Source organism: Thalassobacillus devorans, assembly GCF_900176565.1.
Taxonomy (GTDB): domain Bacteria; phylum Bacillota; class Bacilli; order Bacillales; family Halobacillaceae; genus Thalassobacillus; species Thalassobacillus devorans_A.
Genome location: NZ_FXEH01000006.1, coordinates 779,999 through 801,682, shown reverse-complemented (window position 1 = coordinate 801,682; position 21,684 = coordinate 779,999). Strand labels below are relative to the sequence as shown.

At 44.2% G+C, this 21,684-nt stretch carries 30 protein-coding genes and 1 riboswitch; of the genes, 11 read left to right on the top strand and 19 right to left on the bottom strand.

Annotation, left to right across the window (positions count from 1 at the left end; genetic code table 11):
• Positions 1-24: 24 nt before the first annotated feature.
• The 4 genes from B9Y67_RS14950 to B9Y67_RS14945 form a co-directional block, all read right to left on the bottom strand.
• The gene (locus B9Y67_RS14950) at positions 25-159 is read right to left on the bottom strand and encodes a YrzI family small protein (protein ID WP_085507835.1); all 135 of its coding nucleotides are present in this window, start codon (positions 157-159) and stop codon (positions 25-27) included.
• A 122-nt stretch (positions 160-281) separates the two neighbouring features.
• On the bottom strand, positions 282-416 hold the full coding sequence (locus B9Y67_RS20480; RefSeq protein ID WP_139823821.1) for a YrzI family small protein: 135 nt from the start codon (positions 414-416) through the stop codon (positions 282-284).
• A gap of 111 nt (positions 417-527) precedes the next feature.
• Complete coding sequence (locus B9Y67_RS20765; protein WP_176224021.1) at positions 528-665, bottom strand: hypothetical protein; 138 nt, start codon at positions 663-665, stop codon at positions 528-530.
• Between the two features lie 498 nt (positions 666-1,163).
• Entirely contained in the window at positions 1,164-1,706 is a 543-nt protein-coding gene (locus tag B9Y67_RS14945) for an HD domain-containing protein (RefSeq protein ID WP_085507833.1), read from the bottom strand.
• Positions 1,707-2,007: 301 nt separating this feature from the next.
• Between B9Y67_RS14945 and B9Y67_RS14935 the strand changes: the two genes are divergently transcribed.
• The 3 genes from B9Y67_RS14935 (at position 2,008) to B9Y67_RS14930 (ending at position 3,304) form a co-directional block, all read left to right on the top strand.
• On the top strand, positions 2,008-2,340 hold the full coding sequence (locus B9Y67_RS14935) for a hypothetical protein (protein WP_085507829.1): 333 nt from the start codon (positions 2,008-2,010) through the stop codon (positions 2,338-2,340).
• Positions 2,341-2,380: 40 nt separating this feature from the next.
• On the top strand, positions 2,381-2,536 hold the full coding sequence (locus B9Y67_RS20760) for a hypothetical protein (RefSeq protein ID WP_176224020.1): 156 nt from the start codon (positions 2,381-2,383) through the stop codon (positions 2,534-2,536).
• 207 nt (positions 2,537-2,743) lie between these two features.
• Positions 2,744-3,304, top strand: coding sequence for an FAD-dependent oxidoreductase (locus B9Y67_RS14930; RefSeq protein ID WP_085507827.1), 561 nt, complete (start codon positions 2,744-2,746; stop codon positions 3,302-3,304).
• A gap of 60 nt (positions 3,305-3,364) precedes the next feature.
• Here the strand turns inward: B9Y67_RS14930 and B9Y67_RS14925 are convergent, their stop codons facing one another.
• Together B9Y67_RS14925 and corA are read right to left on the bottom strand one after the other, a co-directional pair.
• On the bottom strand, positions 3,365-3,856 hold the full coding sequence (locus tag B9Y67_RS14925; protein WP_085507825.1) for a hypothetical protein: 492 nt from the start codon (positions 3,854-3,856) through the stop codon (positions 3,365-3,367).
• Positions 3,857-4,398: 542 nt separating this feature from the next.
• Positions 4,399-5,346 carry a magnesium/cobalt transporter CorA gene (gene corA / locus B9Y67_RS14920; RefSeq protein ID WP_085507823.1) on the bottom strand — a complete coding sequence of 316 codons (948 nt, stop codon included), beginning with the start codon at positions 5,344-5,346 and terminating at the stop codon, positions 4,399-4,401.
• Positions 5,347-5,488: 142 nt separating this feature from the next.
• On the opposite strand from corA, the gene B9Y67_RS14915 reads away from it, so the two are divergent.
• Positions 5,489-6,094 carry a GNAT family N-acetyltransferase gene (locus B9Y67_RS14915; protein WP_085507821.1) on the top strand — a complete coding sequence of 202 codons (606 nt, stop codon included), beginning with the start codon at positions 5,489-5,491 and terminating at the stop codon, positions 6,092-6,094.
• Positions 6,095-6,305: 211 nt separating this feature from the next.
• On the opposite strand, the gene B9Y67_RS14910 is transcribed toward B9Y67_RS14915, so the two are convergent.
• From B9Y67_RS14910 to B9Y67_RS14850, 13 genes are all read right to left on the bottom strand, one after another.
• Positions 6,306-7,085, bottom strand: coding sequence for an energy-coupling factor transporter transmembrane component T family protein (locus B9Y67_RS14910; protein ID WP_085507819.1), 780 nt, complete (start codon positions 7,083-7,085; stop codon positions 6,306-6,308).
• A complete protein-coding gene (locus B9Y67_RS14905; protein WP_085507817.1) occupies positions 7,066-8,727 on the bottom strand; it encodes an ABC transporter ATP-binding protein in 1,662 nt (553 codons plus the stop codon). The genes B9Y67_RS14910 and B9Y67_RS14905 overlap by 20 nt, the downstream gene beginning before the upstream one ends.
• Positions 8,714-9,298 (bottom strand): ECF transporter S component, encoded by a 585-nt coding sequence (locus B9Y67_RS14900; RefSeq protein ID WP_085507815.1) that lies wholly within the window; start codon positions 9,296-9,298, stop codon positions 8,714-8,716. The genes B9Y67_RS14905 and B9Y67_RS14900 overlap by 14 nt, the downstream gene beginning before the upstream one ends.
• Positions 9,291-9,896: a YkoF family thiamine/hydroxymethylpyrimidine-binding protein gene (locus tag B9Y67_RS14895; RefSeq protein ID WP_085507813.1), complete on the bottom strand. Its 606-nt coding sequence runs from the start codon at positions 9,894-9,896 to the stop codon at positions 9,291-9,293. The genes B9Y67_RS14900 and B9Y67_RS14895 overlap by 8 nt, the downstream gene beginning before the upstream one ends.
• A 94-nt stretch (positions 9,897-9,990) precedes the next feature.
• A riboswitch (TPP riboswitch) is annotated at positions 9,991-10,092 on the bottom strand.
• A 61-nt stretch (positions 10,093-10,153) separates the two neighbouring features.
• Positions 10,154-10,933 (bottom strand): sulfite exporter TauE/SafE family protein, encoded by a 780-nt coding sequence (locus B9Y67_RS14890; RefSeq protein WP_085507811.1) that lies wholly within the window; start codon positions 10,931-10,933, stop codon positions 10,154-10,156.
• A gap of 92 nt (positions 10,934-11,025) precedes the next feature.
• Positions 11,026-11,253 (bottom strand): sulfurtransferase TusA family protein, encoded by a 228-nt coding sequence (locus tag B9Y67_RS14885; protein ID WP_085507808.1) that lies wholly within the window; start codon positions 11,251-11,253, stop codon positions 11,026-11,028.
• A gap of 57 nt (positions 11,254-11,310) precedes the next feature.
• On the bottom strand, positions 11,311-12,435 hold the full coding sequence (locus B9Y67_RS14880; RefSeq protein ID WP_085507806.1) for an MBL fold metallo-hydrolase: 1,125 nt from the start codon (positions 12,433-12,435) through the stop codon (positions 11,311-11,313).
• A 24-nt stretch (positions 12,436-12,459) separates the two neighbouring features.
• Complete coding sequence (locus tag B9Y67_RS14875) at positions 12,460-13,011, bottom strand: sulfurtransferase TusA family protein (protein ID WP_085507804.1); 552 nt, start codon at positions 13,009-13,011, stop codon at positions 12,460-12,462.
• Between the two features lie 52 nt (positions 13,012-13,063).
• Positions 13,064-13,360: a rhodanese-like domain-containing protein gene (locus B9Y67_RS14870; protein WP_085507801.1), complete on the bottom strand. Its 297-nt coding sequence runs from the start codon at positions 13,358-13,360 to the stop codon at positions 13,064-13,066.
• A gap of 17 nt (positions 13,361-13,377) precedes the next feature.
• Entirely contained in the window at positions 13,378-13,746 is a 369-nt protein-coding gene (locus B9Y67_RS14865) for a rhodanese-like domain-containing protein (protein WP_085507800.1), read from the bottom strand.
• A 146-nt stretch (positions 13,747-13,892) separates the two neighbouring features.
• Positions 13,893-14,459, bottom strand: a complete 567-nt coding sequence (locus tag B9Y67_RS14860) for a class I SAM-dependent methyltransferase (protein WP_085507799.1) — start codon at positions 14,457-14,459, stop codon at positions 13,893-13,895.
• A gap of 60 nt (positions 14,460-14,519) precedes the next feature.
• Positions 14,520-14,750 (bottom strand): glutaredoxin family protein, encoded by a 231-nt coding sequence (locus tag B9Y67_RS14855; RefSeq protein WP_085507798.1) that lies wholly within the window; start codon positions 14,748-14,750, stop codon positions 14,520-14,522.
• Between the two features lie 28 nt (positions 14,751-14,778).
• Positions 14,779-15,168, bottom strand: coding sequence for a DsrE/DsrF/DrsH-like family protein (locus tag B9Y67_RS14850; RefSeq protein ID WP_085507797.1), 390 nt, complete (start codon positions 15,166-15,168; stop codon positions 14,779-14,781).
• Positions 15,169-15,709: 541 nt separating this feature from the next.
• On the opposite strand from B9Y67_RS14850, the gene B9Y67_RS14845 reads away from it, so the two are divergent.
• From B9Y67_RS14845 to B9Y67_RS14815, 7 genes are all read left to right on the top strand, one after another.
• Entirely contained in the window at positions 15,710-15,898 is a 189-nt protein-coding gene (locus tag B9Y67_RS14845; protein WP_085507796.1) for a hypothetical protein, read from the top strand.
• Positions 15,899-16,095: 197 nt separating this feature from the next.
• Positions 16,096-16,821 (top strand): hypothetical protein, encoded by a 726-nt coding sequence (locus B9Y67_RS14840; RefSeq protein WP_085507795.1) that lies wholly within the window; start codon positions 16,096-16,098, stop codon positions 16,819-16,821.
• An 18-nt stretch (positions 16,822-16,839) separates the two neighbouring features.
• The gene (nfsA, locus tag B9Y67_RS14835; protein ID WP_085507794.1) at positions 16,840-17,577 is read left to right on the top strand and encodes an oxygen-insensitive NADPH nitroreductase; all 738 of its coding nucleotides are present in this window, start codon (positions 16,840-16,842) and stop codon (positions 17,575-17,577) included.
• Between the two features lie 132 nt (positions 17,578-17,709).
• Positions 17,710-18,447: an NAD-dependent protein deacylase gene (locus B9Y67_RS14830; RefSeq protein ID WP_085507793.1), complete on the top strand. Its 738-nt coding sequence runs from the start codon at positions 17,710-17,712 to the stop codon at positions 18,445-18,447.
• 70 nt (positions 18,448-18,517) lie between these two features.
• A complete protein-coding gene (locus B9Y67_RS14825) occupies positions 18,518-19,519 on the top strand; it encodes an aldo/keto reductase (protein WP_085507792.1) in 1,002 nt (333 codons plus the stop codon).
• 407 nt (positions 19,520-19,926) lie between these two features.
• On the top strand, positions 19,927-21,060 hold the full coding sequence (locus B9Y67_RS14820) for a CapA family protein (protein ID WP_085507791.1): 1,134 nt from the start codon (positions 19,927-19,929) through the stop codon (positions 21,058-21,060).
• A gap of 104 nt (positions 21,061-21,164) precedes the next feature.
• Positions 21,165-21,641, top strand: coding sequence for a DUF456 domain-containing protein (locus tag B9Y67_RS14815; protein WP_085507790.1), 477 nt, complete (start codon positions 21,165-21,167; stop codon positions 21,639-21,641).
• Positions 21,642-21,684 lie beyond the last annotated feature (43 nt).

Below are 21,684 nucleotides of genomic sequence, written 5' to 3'. Positions count from 1 at the left end.
CTTATGGGACAGCCCTTTTACATATCAGTAGTTAATTTGTTTCAATTTGATATCGTCAAGGCGGCGCTGGATCCGCTGGTGATGCAGCTCTTCCCGGACCAATTCCGCTTTCGGACGTTTGACAATCGATATATTGAAAAATAAGATATTCAATTTCATTTGGTTTATTCCCCTTCCTTAGTTACCCAGTCAGTTCAGCTATGCGCTATCCTTCTCCACATTTAACCATTGCATGAACCGGATCATTTTAATCATCGTAACTCATCCTTTCTGTCTGTTTTTTATAGTTGCAAATGTTTGAGTTTCATCTCATCCATGTGCCGCTTGATTTCCTGATGATGGCGTTCCTGCCGTAAAATTTCTTCATTGGATTTCTTTTTGATGATAATGGTGAAAAAAAGCATATTAATCCTCATCGTTTTCCCTCCCTTCTTCAGGGACTAGTGATCTGCACCCAACTCCTCGTTCGACCAGCTGCTGAATTTCAACATGTAACCAATCATGATAAAACTCCTCTCCCTTATGATTTAGAATCTGGACATATACATCATCTTTCGGTCGAACCATTCCTCTTCCGGGGTGCGATGGTATTTCGGATCTTTCGTCCCAGCTGCTTTCTTCCTTTTTTCAATTCTGATCGTAAAGATAAAAAACGGGATCGTCATGGTTACTCACCTCCTTTAAAAAGGGTTAATTTATAGTTAAGAATGGCTTATGCATTCTTTAACTGCATGAGAAAAAGCCACAGGGGGATACCTGTGGCTTTCACGTTTACGGGCAGGCCTGCACAGCATAAAACTGCAGCACAGGGCATACCAAATTAAAAAACCACAAGTCAATCCTATGATCGACCTGTGGCAGATATGCACGAATAAAATATAGTCAGAATATTAAAACGTGACGTATAGTGCAGAGGTCGATCGATTGTTGTTATTCAATTGGTTGAAATAAACAGTAATCATTTTCATTGGGTTCGACCTCGCTTTCTCGGAATTTTTTTCTTACACTGGAAATTATATAAAAAGTCCTAACAAAAGTAAAGCCTATTTTTAGAAACACTTGGCTTATCGCCAAGTCCTAATGGCGAAAGCCTTAGTGTTTCTTATACTTTTATCCTTTAACAAAGTTAAACCTTTTTAAAGTATGAAAATAAGTTATACTATTTAACCGGTCGTTGATCTCGAGGCATCTCCCGCCTGGAATTCAGCGATCATTCGATCAAGTTTCTTCAGCAGCCGAATCGCTTCCGAACGGGACATTTCTTTATAATGGTGCAGCCCGCCAGGCTGTTCATCCATATTATCCGCTTCTGTCACCACCTGCTGGAGATCCGTCCGTTTGCCCTCCAGTTCAAATGGGAGATAGCTATCCGTATGAAGCAGTACAGCCAATGACACTTCCTTTGCGACAAGACGATCTTCGCCGAGCCGGATCAACAGTTTATGAGCGCGCTCTGCCCCTTTGATCGCGTGGATATCGTGCCGCCGGTATTCTTCGTAATCCCACTTTCCATCCCGATACCATTCATAATGTCCCATATCGTGGAGAAGTGCTGCCTTGGCAGCTAAATCGACATCGATACCCCGCTTGGAAGCAAGGTCAAATGCATTATAGGCAACGGAGACAGCATGGTTGACACCGGAACGCTGCAAATATTTTTGTGTGACGCGATGTTTGAAAATCGTAACCAATGATACTTTCGACATAGCAACCCCTCCGCCTGAAATTTTTTATAGACTAATATAGCACTTCGGTTATAGAAATACAAGTAAGTATTATCACTATGCCCTTCTGCTCTGTCTTTAAACGTCTTTGTGAAATAGGGAACATAGCAAATTTTTTCTTCTCTCAAGGTATCTCTGCCTTTGAATTGTATGCGAACGAGCAGAAGATGGTGACGGCAGAAGATCCACAGGGTAAAAAGTACTATTTGACAGGAGTAATGTTTGATAGGCATCAGGGCAGGGTAACTTTTAACCAACACAAAAAAATTATGAGGTGATTAGCTTGAAAGAACTAACATCCTATCAAATACATTTAAATCAATCGGTTACAACATCTGAAATCATCGATATTCATAAATACGTAGCTAAAAGCGATTGTGAAATTTACTTACACCAGGGACAGTTAATTGCGGATGCCAGCATCATGCCGAAGCTGATGTCATTCTTCTTACTGGCGAACACGAAAAAACCGATTAAAATGATCATTGATGGAAATAACGCGGAAAAGGCTCACGAAAAAATCGAGCAGATTTTGAGTAAACAAATTAAACAGTCGGATCAACGCGTGAAGTATTCCGGTTCCATGGCAGAACAGCATATTTCTATCATTGTGTAATGACTATTGGCTACCTTTTTAAACAAAGGAGTGATCGAACATGGCAGACGATCGCGACGTAGAAATTGAACGGAAAGAGAAAAAGAAAGATTCCAGCAAGGTCGGCGTAGCAGCTATCAAATATATAACGTATTTAATTATTTTCTTCGGAATCTTATGGTTTTTAATTAATTATGTTGTCGGACCTTTGCTATAATTCCGCGATAACTCCTCTTATGAGGGGATTATCACATAAATCATCCTTTTCTCCATCTTAGGACAACGCCCGCCTGGAAATCCAGACGGGCGTTGTTCATTTTTTATGAGCCTGTAATCTGCTCATGCTGAAGAGCAATTATTTTCAAAATAATCGAACGTTTCGTTATAATAGCAGGTGAATACGTTTTCAAAAGGAGTGGAATTCATGTTTGATATTGCCATTATCGGTGCAGGTCCCGCTGGTGCCAGTGCCGCATTGTTCGCCGCAAAAGCCGGGAAAAAGGTTGTCATGTTCGACCATGGTAAGAGCATTACAGCGAAAGCCTGGGTGGAAAATCATTATGGTGTGAAAGAAATCGAAGGTCCTGAATTATTAAAAACCGGCCAGGAGCAGGCAACGAAGTTCGGGGCAGAATTAAAAGAAGAAGAAGTGAATGCCATCGAGGAAAGTGGAACCGGGTATACATTGAAAACAGAGGATAACAGCTATGAAGCGACACACGTCATTTTCGCTACCGGCATGTCGGCAAAACTTGCAGAAGAGGCCGGCTTGACGGTACAGGATGGTACAGAACCTCGCGTGGCTAAGGTCATCAAAGCCGACGCACAGGGCAAAACCGATAAGAAAAATGTCTGGGCTGCTGGTACTGTCGCCGGCGTCAGCGTCCATACCATCATCACTTCCGGTCACGGCGCCCATGTCGCAATCAATGTTATCAGTGAACTAAACGGTGAACGCTACGTCGACCATGATATTCTGAAATAATCCAGTTTATAGGGGGGATAGCGAATCCTATCCCCCCTGTTTTTATATACTCCCCTCCATTTATATCGGCCAGGCTACGTAGGTGAGGAATTCATGAAACACGAGGACAACAAAACAAAATAAAAATAACTTATTATACGACTTACTTTCTTTCCCCAACGTCAAAAACAGCCAGCCCGACATTAAAATAAATAGAAGGAGAGACAATACTTCCATATATTGCACCTCTTGATCTGATCCCAGCATTGGGATAACCACCCACCCCACAATCGCAGCCATGATCCCGTGGACAATTGCCCCCCACTGTAAACCCGCTTCCACACGAATCACAAGACTCACCACGCCTGCCGCAACTGCTCCAATGATTAACACAGGTACGAGCGTCATATTTACAAACGACAACAAGCTGCTTACATAAAGAACGAGTAAAATGATGACAGCCATACGTATCTCGTTGACGTGCCTCTTTTCTTCCATCGTCCGTATTCTTCCTATGACAGAAATCGATAATATAAGCAAAATAACCATCAGCACCATCCAGGATGCTATCATATCCACCGCCCCCCACAGCATCCTATGCAGAAAAGAGGGTGGACATGCACAATCACGTAAGGACAGACAAAATCCCTCTTATTTTTCAACAAGAGGGATTTTGAAAGATGCCATTATCGCGGACGACGTTCTTCTATTTGCTGTGAAACTTCGTATTCATTGAAATACATCTGCCCCATCCTTTCTATTATTTAATGATCCTTTATCGTGGGCGGCGTTCTTCCACTTCTTTGGAGATCTCATATTCGTTGAAATACATTTCCTCACTTCCTTTCCGGTTGATTATAATCAGATGTGCCGGCGTTGCATTTCGATCCATACGTCGCGATACGGATTCCGTTTTGTTTTATCGATCCATTTTTTAAAGAAGTTCATGTCTCTCTCCTCCGTTTGCTTTTCTTAAGTTAATTATAGGTATTTTCCAGTTTTTCCATAACGGCCAGCCGAGTGATTTCGTATCCTCCTCAGGACTGAACTTTCTTTCCAACTGAAAAAGGTGCCCGCTTCCTCCTGATGAGGAAACGGGCACCTTTAGTAAACGATTAATCGAACCAGCCTTTTTTCTTAAACCAGATGATCATAGCGACTGACAGGGCAATCATGATGAACCAGACAAGAGGATATGCGTATGGTTCATCCAACTCAGGCATATTCTCAAAGTTCATGCCATAGACCCCGGCGATGAACGTGAGCGGCATGAAGATAACCGAAATTACCGTCAGTACCTGCATCGTTTTATTTTGCTGATGAGAAGTCAATGATAAGTAACTGTCCCTTATATCCTGGGTAAGGTCGCGATTTGATGCAATCACATCCGCCAGCTTGATCAGATGGTCATGGACATCGGCAAAGTATTCTTTTCCCTGCTTCATACCATCCAGGTGATGGGAGTTGAGAATCCGGTACAACAGGTCACGCATCGGATGGATGGTCTGCCGCATCGTCAGCAGTTCACTGCGCCGCTCGAACAATTGCTCCAGCAGCTTGTCGATGGATAAATTTTGTGTATTATCTTCGAGTTCATTGATATGGTCCTCGATTGCATAGATGATTGGAAAATAATTGTCAACAACCAAATCGAAGATATAATGGAGCACATAATATTCTTCCCATTGGGGCTGCTCTTTCTTCACCATTCGCATCACGTGATTCATCATCGGCAATTCGCTTTTATGATAGGTGATGATAAAGTCTTCACCAAAGAAAATATCGATTTCCTGTTTTTTTAATGTTTTTGCATCAATGGCATGGATGACGATCAACGTGTGATCCTCATAATAATCCATTTTCGGTCGCTGCAGGTCATGGATGCAATCTTCTATCGCGAGCGGATGAAAGTGAAAATAACTATCTAATAGATCTGTTTCTTCCTGGCTCGGACGATCGAAATCGATCCAATACCAACGGATATCATCCCGAGTTTTCAACGGATCAAGGGAAGTATCTTCAACCAACTCTCCCTCTTTCGTATAAGCTATTAATTTCAACATCTGAAAAACCCTTCCTGAGTCAACATTGACTTCTTTTTATATTACCCGACTCGCCTGGTGGCAAACACTTTTTTGCGAAGGGGGTAATTACCCGTGCAAGTATGATAGGATAAAGAGGAAGGATTATGGCGGGGGTGATGGTATGACTGCTGAAGATACCTTGCTCGCAGGCAGAAACGTGACATTGCGAAGCATTTCAGACAAAGATCATGAATCCTTATGGAACTTGATTTATAAAGAGACGGACCCGGAATGGAAAAAATGGGATGCGCCCTATTATCCGCTTGAACCGCACACGTTAGATAGTTTCAGAAGTTATGAGCGTGCACGGAAAGAGCGTTTAAGTGCGGAGGAACCCGACTCCCGATTGATTATTGAAGCAGATGGAGGAATTATCGGAACCGTCAGCTATTACTGGGAGCATAAGCCTTCCCTGTGGCTCGAGGTCGGCATCGGCATTTACCGCCCGGAGTATTGGAATGGTGGATATGGCAGCGAAGCGCTGAAGTTGTGGATTGATCACCTCTTCTCCTCCCTCCCGCTTGCGCGTGTCGGCTTGACGACCTGGTCGAAAAACGAGCGGATGATGCGTGTCGCTGAAAAGCTTGGCATGCAGCTGGAAGGCCGGATGCGGAAATGCCGGATCTATGAAGGGGAATATTATGATTCTATCCGGATGGGTGTGCTCCGCGAAGAATGGGAGGCCGTCTATGGGCGGGCAGCAAACCAAATTAGTTCTAAATCGTGAAATCCCGCACTGCGGGGTTTTTCCTTTTTTAGTGTGGTAGGGTAATAGCGATGGTTACTAGACAAAAAGTGTTCATACTAGACAGTACATACCATATGCTAGACAAAATAAATAACTTACTAGACATTTTCAGAATTGGAGCCAGTCAAACCAAAAAACTGCTTTTAAGTGAATAAAAGCAGTTTTTTTCATGACAAAATGAGGTGAGAATTTATAATTGGCCGTTATACCATTCAAAGTAACCCCAGCTAACAGAAGCATACACACTGATGCCATAAAGGGCCAGTACCATACCGAGGAATACCCAGTCTTTATAGGATACGTTCATGGTCCGGTAGAAGGTGCGCTGCCTGCTGCCTGTGAATCCTTTTGATTCCATAGCGACTGCGGTCCGTTCTGCTTTTCGGATGGCACTGGCGAGCAGCGGGATGACATATCGTTTCAGTTCACGGACCCGCCCGCTGATCCCTCTTCCCCGGTGGACACCTCGGATGCGGTGAGCCATGCGGATTGTTTTTAACTCGGTTAACATCAGTGGTAAAAACCGGTAGCCGGCGAGTACCCCATAAGCGATTTTCGGCGACAGCTTCAACTGCTGCATTAAGCTGAGCAGAAAATCGGTTTTATTGGTTGTCAAAATGAACAGTAAGGATAACAGAGCGAAACCGAGCACGCGCAAGGCGAGTGATACGGCAACTTGAAATCCTTCCAGTGGAAAAGTTAAAAACCCAGCCTCTATCAGCCTCCCTGAATGATTACTGCTGTCACTAAAGACAAGCGTCGTCCAGAAGAATCCGAAAGCGATGATAAAGAAAGGGATAAAATAAAGCGCCCACCTTTTAAAAGAAACGTGGCCGAAAAGAAAGGTAATGGTTATGATTCCAAGCGAAAACAATAGTGGCGTAATCGGATCGAATACGAAAGCCAGTAAAAACACTGCTACGATCAGCGTAATCGCTTTCACACTGGGATTAAGCTCTTGCAGATTCAATTGCCGCCGCTCCTTTCTTTTGCGCTTGTTCCAGCCGGACACGAAACGGCTGTTGTAATTGGTGGTGAGCCAGCCAGCGCTTCCCTTTTTTCCATAACTCCTCAGGAGAACCATCAAAGGCCAGGGTCCCGTTTTCCATGACAAGGACACGGTCAGCATGCTGATCGACCAGTTCCATATCATGGGTAACCATCACCAGGGTCGCACCTTCCTGCTGCCGTTGCTGCAACAGCGTAATAATTTCCTGGGCCGAATGTTCATCCTGGCCAAACGTAGGTTCATCCAAAACCAGCAGTCCCTGGTTCTCGACCATCATCGTTGCAATACTTAACCGGCGCTTCTGACCTTGACTCAACGTATAAGGATGGCGATCCTTGTGCGCAGCTAAGCCATAGTGTTCCAACATGGTTTCCGTGCGTTCTTTCACTTCAGTCTCTGGCAGGTCTTGCAGCCGAAGGCCAAAGGCGACTTCTTCAAACACTGTATCCACCACAAATTGATGCTCTGGATTTTGGAATACGTAGCCGACTTCCTGCCATAGGCTTTCACTTCGATACTCTTTCAAACGATTGCCGTTCAGTGTGACTGTTCCTCCTGAGGGTGCCTTCAACCCAGCCAGCAACAGACTTAACGTCGTCTTCCCTGCTCCGTTTGCCCCGACAATAGCCACCCACTCCCCTTTGTGGATGGTGGACGTAAGCGGATGAATAATGTGTTTATAGGTTACATTCTCCAGGGAGAGATGAGGAATGCCCGATGAATAAGAGACTTTTTTCGTGAAAAATCCATGCGTAATATGTGGAGAGATAGCCTCTAATTCCATAGGGAACTCTTTTCTATCATCGATTATCCCCCGTTCCATCAGCTGATAAGCCGTCCGAAACAGACGTGGCACCCATATTCCTTCCCTTTGAATCGTCTCATAATGCTCCCGGAATCCTTGAGCCAATGATCCGTCATAAAAAAGTTTTCCGTTCCGATTCATTAAAAGACAGCGATCCACATAAGCCAGCCATTCATCGAGGTTATGTTCGATGATCAGCAAGCCAAATCCTTTTTCCTGCTGAAGGGAGATGACGGTCTCAACAAAAGCCTGCCTCGAGTGGGGATCGAGCAGGGATGTCGGCTCATCTAATATGATCAACTCCGGGTCCATAGCGAGGATACAGGCTAATGCCAGCTTCTGTTTCATTCCACCGGACAAAGCCGTAATCGTCGCTTCCTTCACATCGGACAAACCCACCAGCTCCAGAGCCCAGTCCACTTTCGCAGCAATGACGTCAGGAGGCGTGTCGAGGTTTTCCAGTCCAAATGCTACTTCATCCTCGACTGTAAGCATGCAAAACTGGCTTTCGGGATCCTGGAACACCACACCGATCCGCCTGCTTAATTCTCCTGGATTAAACGCTTCATAAGGGCGTTCCCTGTAAAAGCGTTCCCCTGTCAGCTTTCCATCTAATTCTTCGGGGTACAGGCCATTAAGGCTATACATCAATGTGCTTTTGCCAGAGCCGCTGGGGCCGAGCAGTAAGGTGGTTTCTCCTTTAGAAAGGGAAAGATTCAAGCCATCCAAAACAGGCAATTTTGCTTCTTCGTAGCTGACGGTAAGGTTTTTCACCTCAATTAAATCATGCGGCGCCATGTTTATTTCTCCTATGCTCTTTTCCAAGGGCGAAATTGTATAGCACACCGGTTTTAGCAAGCGCGTCACTGAGTGCTTTTCCTAGCAATCCTGCAATGACCGCACCGCTGACCATCCGGGCAATAAACATCGCAGTTACATAAGAAGTAGCAAGAGCAGCATACCCTGAGATGAAGTAACCCCATACAAAACTGAACAGCGCGGACCCCATACCAGCACCCATCAGTACCCAGACATTGTACAAACGGTAGCGGGTGGTGGCAAACACTGCTTCTGCGCCAAGTCCCTGAATCATACCGGAGACAATCAACATCGGCCCGACAGCGTTTCCGAGCATGACTTCAATGATCGCTGCTATGGTCTCGGATAAAAATGCTGCACCAGGCTTCCGGATAATATAAGCTGCGATAATCGATACGATGAACCAGATACCGAAAATCAAATCATAACCGATCGGTCCGAAAAAGCCGACAAGCAGCTTTCCAACTGGAAGAAACGCCAGATATACCACAGCAAAAACAACAGACAGAACCGACATGACAACGATTTCTCTCATTTTCCAGTTATTCATCGTCATTCTCCTTCTGATGGGACGGGCTGTTTGCGGAAATGGAAGCCGTCATGACCACATGGCTGTTATGCTCCTGAGTGACCGCGAATGCATTTTCAAGTGTCGCGAAAATTTCTCTGGCCTCTCCACGTAGCTTGGTGGCATAATGAATACTTTCCACTTCCAGCCCCCGCTGCTTCGCTGCTTCAATCTGTTCCATGATCATTTCCATATAACTGTCAGAACCAAGCGGGTACAAGGCAAAATCACAGGCGGTGTATTGATCCAGGTCATCCTGATTATTCATTTTTGTGTCATCTTCCGACATATACACGTCTCCCTCGGTGTCCCCTGGACAGCCGACGGAATACGTTCCTGAAAAAGCGACATGATGACCGGTTTTGGCAGCTTGGGCGAAAATCGCCTGTGTGACATCGAAGACATGCGGAAGTCTTCCCCTGACACACGTACTGACATCAGCCGTTTTCATCCAAACCTTTGACGTATCCACTTCCTCTAAAGCTCCCAGGATGACAGAAACGAAGTCATCAGTCATGGGGTGTATTGAAAAACGGCACCCGACAATCCTGCTTGTTCCATTGCATACTTGGTTTTCCATAAATAACCCTCCAAATTTTATATTTTTCCATATAAAAAACTGCATCCCGCGGGGGAATGCAGTTCGAAGGTATCGTTTATTTATTATACGGGTCACCTTAGACCATGCACTTCCCCACGCTGGTATTATCCAGTTCGGGTTCTAAGGGTCAGAGTCCAAGACTCCTCTCAGCTTACACGCACCCCTAGTGCTCGAAATTCGCTATGCAATTTTTCAGTTATTTATAGCTTAATAGATTTCCAATCCATTGTAAACCATTAAAGCAGAACGTCCCACCAGATTTTGATAGCAGTTCCGACGATCAGTGCTGCCAGAATCCCTTGAAGCAATTTGGTGTTTACTTTCTGACCTGCTTTTGCACCAAGCGGTGAGGCGATCAGACTTGCGATGATCATGATTATCGCAGGCACGAGGACAACCTGCCCCGTCATCACCTTCCCGACAGTGGAACCAATCGATGATATGAACGTTACGGCCAGAGAAGTTGCAATCGTTACGCGAGTCGGTATTTTTAGAACCGTTAACATGATCGGAACAAGCAGGAAGGCACCTGCTGCACCAACGATACCGGCTGCAACACCGACGGAGAAACCTGCCGTTGCGGCTATTGTTTTATTAAAGGTCACCTCTTCAGGTGGTATATCATCCACATTTTTGCGTGGAATAAACATCATGATGGCTGCCAGCAAGGCGAGCACGCCGTAGACAATCTGTATCCCATTTTCACCCATGAATCTTGAACCATAGCTTCCTATGAAACTACCAACCAGGATACTTGCACCCATATAAATAATCAGATCTTTATTGAGATAACCGCCTTTACGGTAAGCCCAGGCACCGGCAATGGTTGCGAAAAACACCTGAACGGCGCTGATTCCCGATACTTCGTGTGCGGTAAAAGCGGCGAATCCCAGCATAGGTGGTATATATAAGAGCATTGGATATTTAATAATCGATCCGCCGATCCCTACCATTCCAGAAACATAAGAACCTGCAAAGCCAATTAGGAATATCGTGACATAAAACCATAAATCCATTTTTTCTTCCTCCCTTTATCTCTATGAAAGCCTTACCAATTGGAAAGGGACAGCCACCCAGCTGTGCTGGTATGTCTGTCCCCCTTTATTCTTTAGCCTTTCTTGATCCAGAATTTGAGGACTTCGTCTTCTTCTTTCTGTTCGACGAGTTCGTGTCCACTGGAATCTGTCCAGGCTGCTAAGTCTGCTTTTGCACCTTTATCTGTTGCGTGGATTTCAAGGATATCTCCACTGTTTAGTTCATCCATCGCTTTTTTTGTCTTTACGATTGGCATTGGGCATGCCAGACCTTTTGCATCTAGTACTTTATTTGCTTCCATTTTGATACACTCCTTTTTTAAAATTAACCGGGAGCCCCACTACAATGGGGCAGCCCATTAGGATACCGCGCAGCGGTTTGGTCCGATTTCCATTTCGCGCTTTTCTTCTTCTTCTGGGGTTAGTTTACCCATATTTACCTGACGTATTTCCTGATAGGCGTTTGGTTGTGGTGGAAGGTTTTCTGTAACCATCTTACGGAATTCACCTTCATCTTCCACATTCAGGCCATTATTCACTTTGTAAAGCTCACCTAGTGGTGCGGATACTTTACCATCATTCTGTACTTCACTCATGTTAGCGAAGTGGGCAGGAAGTACTTCCAAGTCTTCCGACAGCTCTTTGTAACGGCTGTAAAGTGTGTCGCGCAAGTCGCCGACCCAGTCTTCTGCAAGACCAGCAAGGTCCGGACGGCCGATGGATTCTACGAACAGGATGTCACCAGTCAACAAGTATTTGCTGTCGATGATGAAAGAAGTAGATCCGATCGTGTGACCTGGAGAATATACGGCTTGTGCGCCAACTTTAGTGGTACCGACTGTGATTTCTGTGCCATCCTCCAGTGCGTTGTAATCGAAATGAACCTCGGTTGCATCTTTTGGTGGCAGCCAGTATTGCGCACCTGTTTCTTCACGAAGTGCACGGCCGCCGGAGATGTGGTCCGCGTGCAGGTGAGTGTCTGCAACTTGAACGATTTTTGCATTCTTTTCTTTTGCAAAGTCAAGGTATGGCTGAATCATACGGTTAGAGTCGATGACCATTGCTTCGCCGTCAGAGATGACCATATAAGATAGGCACCCTTTTCCTAGACGTACGAACTGGTAAAGTTCACCGCCATCAGAAGTATCGCCTACTTTTACTGGCTCGAGGTACTCACTCCAGGCTTTCATACCGCCTTTCAAGTAAGATACTCCGGTCATGCCGGTTTCTTCAAGCATGTCGGCAACCATCATAGAAGAACCTTCTTTAGCACAAACAACCAATACATTTTCGTTTGGAAGTTTATCCATGATGCTTTCAACACCATCAAGAAGATCGAAATAAGGTACGTTGATGACTTCTACACTGTCGCCTTCGATTTTCCAGTCTGCGAATTCTTTTTGGTTACGAACATCCAGAATGAACAATTCTTCTTTATCAATTACTTTACGTGCAATTTCTTGTGCGCTCATTGCTTTTGGCATTATTAACCCCTCCAAATTAATGATTTATTTTTCTACGTCGCCTTTCCAGTCTTTCATGCCTGGCGTTACGTTAAATACGTTGTAGCCTTTTTCTGCAAGTTTCTGAGCTGCCATGTCACTGCGGCTTCCGGTGCGGCAAATAACATAGACACCTTTATTTTTATCGATTTCATCTGCTTTTTCGTCAATTTCTCCAAGCGGTACGGATACAGCGCCAGGAATGTGGCCGAATTCATACTCCACTGGTTCACGAACATCAAGAACAGTGACCTCGTCATTCAATTTACTTTCCAAGTCTTCATTAGAAACAACCTGGTCATGTTTTTTCTCCGGTTTATCTTCGGAGTCGGAACTCTTACGAACATAGTGATACAAAACATCGCCATCTTCCTTATAACCAAGGTATTGATGACCCATGTTTTCAGACCATGCTTCCAAATCGGCAATTGAACCGCGGTCGGTTGCCTGGATTTCAAGTACGTGGCCAGGCTCCAGGTCCGTCATCGCTTTTTTCGTTTTTACGATTGGCATCGGGCAAGCCAGCCCTTTTGCATCTAATACTTCGTTTACTTTCATTGAAAAAACCTCCTATATAAGTGAAAGTTGCTGAATGTCTGCGTCAGATCGATTACTCGACTTTACCGGCCCAGGACATCATGCCGCCTTCCATGTTGGTAACGTCATATCCATACTGGTCAAGGAATTGTGTAGCCTGACCGCTGCGGCCGCCAGAGCGGCACACCAGGATATAGTTTTTATTTTTATCCAATTCATCTTTACGGAACTCGAGCAAGTGAAGCGGAATATTCACCGCACCAGGAATCTTACCCTGGCTAACTTCACCGACTTCACGAACGTCGACGATATTCAATTGTTCCCCTTGTTCCATTTTTTCTTTTACTTGTTCTGCAGTTAAACTATTCATTGTTAGAAATCCTCCTTTTAACCTCTCCAGGCGTTCATGCCGCCTTGGACATTGATCACTTTTTCAAAACCTTTCTTCTTCAGCATGCCAGAAGCTGCTGAGGAACGGCCGCCACTCTGGCAGATGACATAGACAGGCTTTTCTTTATCCAGCTGGTCCGCTTGCTTTCCTAATTGCTGAAGCGGCAGGTTGTTAAAGCCTTTAATATGATTCGCCTGATACTCGCCAGGTGTACGTACGTCTATGAACTGTTTCCCTTTTTTCTGTTTCATTTCGTCCTTCAATTGTGATGTTGTAATCTGATCGACGCCTTTTGCCGGCATCAATCGTTTTGCTAAAAAGCCAATGATCAATGCTACTGCTACGATTGTAATGATTGTTTCCATTTAGCATTACCCCTCTTCATTATTACCATAACCCCTATGGGTATAGTTTAAACTTATTTTTTTAAAAGTCAACCTTTCCTTATTGGCGGACTTTTAAAAAAATAAGTGGAGCGGGCAGAGGAAGCGAAAGCGCTCCCTCCAACCCTTTATTTAGTGGCAACAATAAAGTAAACGTCCTTATTAAATTTGCCGACTTTAACAGAGAAACCTGCCTGCTCTACTTGATGAGCCATATCTTCAGATGGAATACGCTCATGAAGCGGCGGACCCTGTTCACCTTCTACCTTTTCCCAATCCAGTACGACAAACATGCCATGTTCAGGAATGATGCGGTAAATTTCACTTAACGCCTGGTCAAGATCCGGCACCTCGTGCAAGACAAAGGCTGAAATCGCACGCTGGAAGGACCCATCGGGAAAATTAAGACGATCCAAGCCACTTTCCTGGCGATCGATATTTCCCAGTCCTTCTTTTTCCGCACGCTCCGCCAGCATCTCGAGCATTTCCGGCTGGATATCGACCGCTGTGACACGGTCGGTAGTCGCTTTTGCAATCGGTAATGTCAAATACCCGTTTCCTGCTCCAAGATCGATGACTTTTTCGTCGCCATTCAAATCAAGAAGGCGGATGACTTCCTCGACAGGAACAGTTTCCTGTCGTTTTGGATCGAGCAATTTTTCGGCTTTCTCATGGGAAAACATTTTACCGGCCATTCAAATTCTCCTTCCATCACGCCGAAACGGGCCAATGACAATGGTAAGTCTCAGCTGCTTTTACTGTTTCGGCAAATACTTCAAGAATGTTTCTGGGTCGAATCCAATGATCCATTGTCCGTCAATATTCGTTTGTGGAACTCCCATTTCTCCAGTCGTTTCCACTAACTTTCTCGCTTCTTCCGGATCATTTTCCAAATTTACTTCCTTATAGCTGACACTCATTTGATCAAGAAACTGTTTGACCATGGTGCAATAAGGACATGTGCTTGTTGTATATACTGTTACCATTTACTCCACTCCTTTAAACCTTAGTATATTAGAATGTAAGAGATACATCCGCGTCTTTCGCAAAGTTTAGGAAAGTTGCTGCGCCGCCTACTTCGATTCCGTCAACGAAGTCTTCTTTCGTAAGACCCATAACGTCCATTGTCATTTGGCACGCGATGAAACGTACGCCCATTTCCTGAGCCATTTCAACCAATTCAGGGATAGATGGTACGTTTGCTTTTTCAAAACCTTCCTGGAAGTGTTCTGTACCTTCAGGCATTGGAAGTTGCTTATGAGCTTCCTTGTGGATCAAGTTCAAACCTTCGAATGTGAAGAATACTGCAGTTTCACCATCGTAAGTTGCAGATGCGTTTGCAATGTTCAATACTTTGTAAGCGTCGAACGCTCCACCGTTTGCTGCGATAATAGCTGTTTTCATTATAAATTCCTCCTTGAGAATGTTATTAATATTTTTACTGTCTAGAAGTTGTTACCCTCTAATACCCCGGCAGGTTTAATACCCTGCAATGTATATTAAAGCATCTCTCCAAAATAGTCAAGGGGGTATGCCTTAACTTTTTTTGAACTTTATTCAAATAGGTAAAAACCTTGATATAACGCGTATTCCCGGCACCTCTTTCATTAAAACGCGAACAGGACAGGTACCCAACCGCGTATAAAAAAGGATAACAGAAGAACTGTTATCCCTCAAACATTTAGATTTTACTTTTCGGACCACTATTTCGAAACTGAGTATTAGCAAAAGGGGGATTTACTGGAATAATACAGGCCTAAGAAAAGGATATTGCCCCAAAAGCAATTTTATGACAAGAACGGTAGTACTTTTCACCTAAGTATGTTTACGAATAGATAACAAGCATCTCAAAAAGCACATCGTTTTCCCTCTTTATTGTCATAAAGGGTTATCGCCTGCATATTTCGGGAATTTTATTAACATACTAAAGCAAGGAGGGTTGAACATGATTTGGTTAATGTTTTTAGTACCCCTTGCCCTACTCATCGCCGTTGCGATCTATATTGAAAAAAGAGGCAACCGCTCGATGGAAGACGCGTCTCTTTCGAAAGAAGACAAAGAAATCCTTAATGAAGAATATCTCGACCACGGCGCACAGACCGAGGTCCATAGTCCAAAAAACATGAAGCTTTAACTCCCCCTTTTTTCAAAACAGTAGATAAAGTCCCCAAAGGAACGAAATCCATCCGATTTCGTTCCTTTTTTGTTAAGACAAAAAACTTCTATTATATATTCTCAAGATGTGAAATATTGTAATCCCGTTCGGGGAGTGGTAATTTTTAATAGAGAGGAATAATAATAGAGATGAAAAATAATAGAGGAGCTAAAAAAATGAAACCCGTGTTTATGTTTCTTCTAGTGGGTATCGTTCTGGTAATTGGCGGATGTTCTTCTGAAAGCAGTAAGGCAACAGAAGACATGGAAGTAGTAAAAGAGAATGTGACAACGAAAGCAAAGGATGACAAACAAAAGGAAGAAAAACTTCCACATAAATACCAAATCCAGCTGGGAGAGAATACGTTTACGATTGATTTAAAGAAACATTCGATTTTAAATAATTATGTCAGTACGTCCAAAGACCCTCAAGCAAAACTCGAGACAATGAAATTTATACCCGTTACAATGAACGAACACGCTAATAAAGCTTTAATTGAATTTGCATGTTATGAAAATCGTTGTTCCTACATACTGATTGACTTTTCAAAGGAAACATCCATGTTGCTGGCGGATCTCGCTAAATTGGAACAAGTTCAGGTTTCGCATGACAGTCAAATGGCTATCAAATTCGGCAGAACCAACCAGGAGGGAGTCACCACCCACCATGTGGAAGTGGTTGATTTGAGCAACCTTGAAGAAAAGACGTTGACTATTAATGAGGAAAACTTACCGGAAGTTACCTATCAGGGTTACCAGTACCCAATTGAAAATATGGGATGGACATCCGCTGGGGAATTGACGATCGACATTCCAAGAGTCGAGGACTACGCTTCTTACAATCTGGAAAATTGGAAATCTAAAGGTGCACCAACCACCACCATCACGTTAACTATTAACTAGATATAAAGGGGAATCACCATGAATGAAATGATTGAAAATTTGTTAAGTCACCGCTCCATCAGGAAGTTCAAATCAAAGAAATTGAACGAGCAGCAAATCGAAATGATAATATCAAGCGCCCAGCACGCTTCCACTTCGAGCTATATGATGGCTTACTCCATTATCGGGGTGACGGACGAAGAAAAAAAAGCGGATCTTGCGGAAATAACAGGACAAAGCTATGTAAAAGATAATGGCCATTTTCTTATCTTTTGTGCGGATTTGAACCGGGTGACAGTCAAAGCGAATGAGGAAGAATATGAAGCAATGCGGGACAATCTGGAAAACAGCGAACATTTTCTTGTTTCTGCCATTGATGCCGCTCTCGCAGCACAAAATGCGGCAATTGCAGCAGAGTCTATGGGGCTCGGCATCTGCTACATCGGCAGTGTCCGAAATAACATTGCCAGAGTCGATGAATTATTGGATCTGCCAAAACACGTCATTCCCCTTTTCGGCATGGCAATTGGCTATCCAGCACACCACCCGGAACAAAAACCACGCCTTCCGATTGATGCTGTCTATTTTGAAAACAGCTACCGACAGCATGAAGATGTGCTCGATCGTTTCGATGACAGGATCGCTAAATATTATGAAAAAAGATCAGAGAACAACCGCACGGACACCTGGACAGACCAGATGAAACGCCGGTTCCAGAACACAATTCGGATGGATGTCACAGATCATGTTAAGAAAAAAGGCTTCAATAAAAAATAATATTCTTTTCCATAGTAGAACAGCTCTTATCCTGAGCTGTTCTATTATTTTATACTTCCTTCAGATTTAATTGTTAGGCTCGTGTGTACTATAATTAGGATACTTTCAATTCTTTACCTGGGAGGGAAGTTCATGAACAACTTAGATCAAATAGCAACACTCATCCAGGAGGCGAACTCGGTTGCCGTTTTAACTGGTGCTGGAGTATCAACCGCAAGCGGCATTCCTGATTTTCGGTCCAGCGAAGGATTGTGGACGGAAGATCACGCACGTGAATATTATATGTCCAGCCAGTACTTCTTCCAAGACCCGGTGGACTTTTGGAATAAATATAAAAGCATTTTTCGGTTGAAACTGTTGAAAAACTATCAGCCAAACCAGGTGCATCAATTTTTCAAACGACTCGAAGATACTGGGAAAGATATCGCTATTATTACACAAAATGTCGATGGCCTTCATCAGTTGGCCGGAAACAGTCGGGTTGTCGAATACCACGGTACATTAAACAAGGCATCCTGCCCCTCCTGCCAGGCTTCTTACAGCCTTGATTACGTTATGAAGAACGAAATTCCGTATTGTCAGGAACCGGGCTGTGGCGATATTTTGAAACCTGGTGTCGTTTTATTCGGAGATATGATTACAGCACATGATGAAGCGGAAGCGATTCTCGATCATGTCGATGTGCTGCTCGTCATGGGTACGTCCCTTTTTGTCACTCCGTTCAACCTGCTTCCGGAATATGCCTCCTATCGTGGCATCCCTTCTATTATGATCAACGGGGAGCCGACGGGTAAGGATTATTTATTCGATCAAGTGATTCACGACGATCTGAGCAAAGTTGTCGAGGAACTTAGTCCGTTAATCGATTGAAGTGGAACGATTAAACTCGTGCCATAACGGGAACAGCGGTAGAGAGACTTGCAGTATGGGAGTGATATTCATGGATAGAATACAAATCAGCAACACGGACTTGAAAGTGAGTCCGATCGGTCTTGGCACATGGGCGATCGGCGGCTGGATGTGGGGCGGTACCGATGAGAAAGACTCAATCCGCACCATCCATACCGCACTGGATAAAGGCGTCAACTTGATTGACACAGCACCGGTATACGGGTTTGGCCGGTCAGAAGAAATCATCGGGAAAGCTGTAAAGGACTATGGCAGCCGGGATGACATCGTTCTTGCCACGAAAGTCGGTTTGGATTGGAAAAACGAGCAGCCATTCCGGAATGGCAGTAAAGAACGGATCCACCAGGAAATCGATGATTCTCTAAGACGGCTGCAAACGGATTACATCGATATTTATCAGGTTCACTGGCCTGACCCGGTGACACCGATTGACGAAACAGCAGAAGCGTTGAACTACCTCTATAAACAGGGAAAAATACGTGCCATTGGCGTCAGTAATTTTACGCCGGAGCAAATGGATTACTTCCGGGAATCTGCTCCATTGCATACCCTGCAGCCTCCGTATAACCTATTTGAGCGTGAAGCGGAGAATGATGTGCTCCCTTACGTACAGGAAAACAATATGTCTTCCTTATTATATGGTTCCTTATGCCGGGGATTATTGTCTGGAAAAATGACAAAAGACCGCAGCTTTGAAGGAGATGATTTACGAAAAGAAGATCCGAAGTTCCAACAGCCGCGGTTTGAGCAATACTTGAGCGCCGTGGACGAATTGGACAAACTGGCCCAGGACAGGTTTGGAAAACGTGTCCTTCACCTGGCATTGAAATGGGTCATCCAGCAGCCAGGCGCCGACATCGCTTTGATGGGCGGACGCCGCCCGGATCAAATGAATCCGATCGACGAACTTGATTTTGACATCGATGAAGACAGCCTGCGCGACATCGATGAAATTCTGATGCGCCATGTCAAAGACCCAGTAGGTCCGGAATTCATGGCACCCCCTGACAGACAGCAATTAGGAATAAAATAATGGATCGATGGCCGGCTGATTACCAGCCGGTCTTTTTCTATGGAGGATCTCCATAGATTGTCTCCGATAAGGCTTCCGTGTCTCTCTTCCGCCATTATCTTCTCTTAAAGTTTTTAATTTGTCTCCTATATTTTTCATTTTGTCTCTCTAATTTACTAATTTTGCACCTATACCGGGGGCCGTGTCTTCCATGTAAACTAGTTATCTCTTAAAACAGGTTAACGCACGCTTTCTATATAATTAGTAATTATGAGATATCACCCATTTATGTAATAATAATCTACTATCTTCTAATATTATGTTGTATTGGATAGTATTGTATATTAGTATGAAGTTGTTATGTTTTTATTTTGTCAAATAGATTGCTTGATTTCGTTACTATTTTATTACATAAGGAGTCATCATCATTGAAATACATAGTTACTATCCTGTTTTTTTCACTTATTTTTATCGTTGGTTGCAGTTCTGCTGAAGAAAAAGAAACAAGCCGTCATGTAAGCGCACAAGGAAGCCCCCCTGCTGAGGAAAAAGAAGAAGCTTCTCCTGAAGATAAGGAAGCGAAAGGAACTGAAGCGGAGGAACTTCCAGATCCAGAACCCGAGCCCTCGTCGATGACACTTACATTTACTGGTGACGTTCTGTTTGCCATGTCACTGGAACAAACCGTAGCTGAAAATGGGCACGCCTATCCCTTCCAGCATGTCAACGACTACTTTTTGAACGATGATTTTACATTCATCAATTTGGAAACCGCTGTCACGGAACGTGGTACGAAAGAGGATAAACTGTACAATTTCAGGACGAGACCTGAGGCGATGTCCTCTCTAAAACAAATCGGTGTCGATGGGGTCGCACTTGCGAACAACCACACCCTGGACTATGGGATTGACGGACTGACTGATACGCTGCATTTTGCAGAGGAAGCGGGCTTAGAAACCATCGGGGCCGGCAGGACGGAAAATGAGGCTTATCAGGCATTCGAAACAGAGATACAAGGGAAGCGTGTCGCTTTCTTGAATTTTTCTAAAGTCCTCCCATTTATCGAATGGTATGCAGTTGGTGAACGGCCGGGTGCAGCAAGCGGCTATCAGATGGAGCGGGTGATCAACATCATCCAGGCGACAAAAGAAAAGAATGACTATGTTTTCGTCCAAATCCATTGGGGGAACGAAAAAGAAATTCAATTTAATGAGTCCGAACAGTTATATGCACACGCCATGATTGATGCCGGTGCGGATGGCATAATCGGAAGCCATCCCCATGTACTCCAGGGATTTGAGATGTATAAAGGGAAATTGATCGCCTATTCGTTAGGCAATTTCCTCTTCCCGGATTACGTAGAGGGAGAAACAGCACAGACAGGTATATTGCAAGTCGAAATCGATGAAAATGAAGCAGCTACCTACAGCTTTCTTCCCCATTTCATTGAGGATGATCTCATCAAGCCCCACCCGGACAGCCACGGTCTAGCCAGGGCCTTGGAACAGCGTTCCGCTCCGGGAATTACTATTGATGATTCATTTGAAATAACCGGCGAATAAGAGTAAAAGACGCATGAGCAGTAAAGCTATGCGTCTTTTTCTAATTTAGTGTACGATGGAAGATAGATATAGCAAGGTTTGAACGAAAAAGCGGAGGTGTGGGAATGGATGTCATCCTATGGGTTATTATCATTCTTTTATTCTTATTAAGTTTTCTCAGCCTGGTTTTCCCGATTATTCCAGGTACTCTGGCAATTTGGGCCGGCTTTTTGTTATTCCACTTCTTTTTAAATAATAGCGAGCTATCCGGCTTTTTCTGGACGGCGATGGTATTGCTTACCGTCCTGCTATTTGTGTCAGACATTATTGCGAACAGTTTTTTTGTAAAAAAATATGGCGGCACCAAATGGGGAGAGCGGTCCGCAGCGATCGGAGTCATCGTTGGCTCGTTTATTATTCCTCCGTTGGGAATTCTCATCGTTCCGTTTGTTGCAGTATTAATCGTGGAGTTGCTGCAGCAGCGCTCGCCTCAGGATGCCTTTCGCGCGAGCATCGGTTCCCTGTTCGGTTTCCTTAGTGGTTCGGTCGCTAAAATTGTAATTCAACTGATCATGATTATCTGGTTTTTCATCGCCATATAGAAAAAAACCCGGATCTAAAAAAAATCCAGCACCTTCCCCGGTG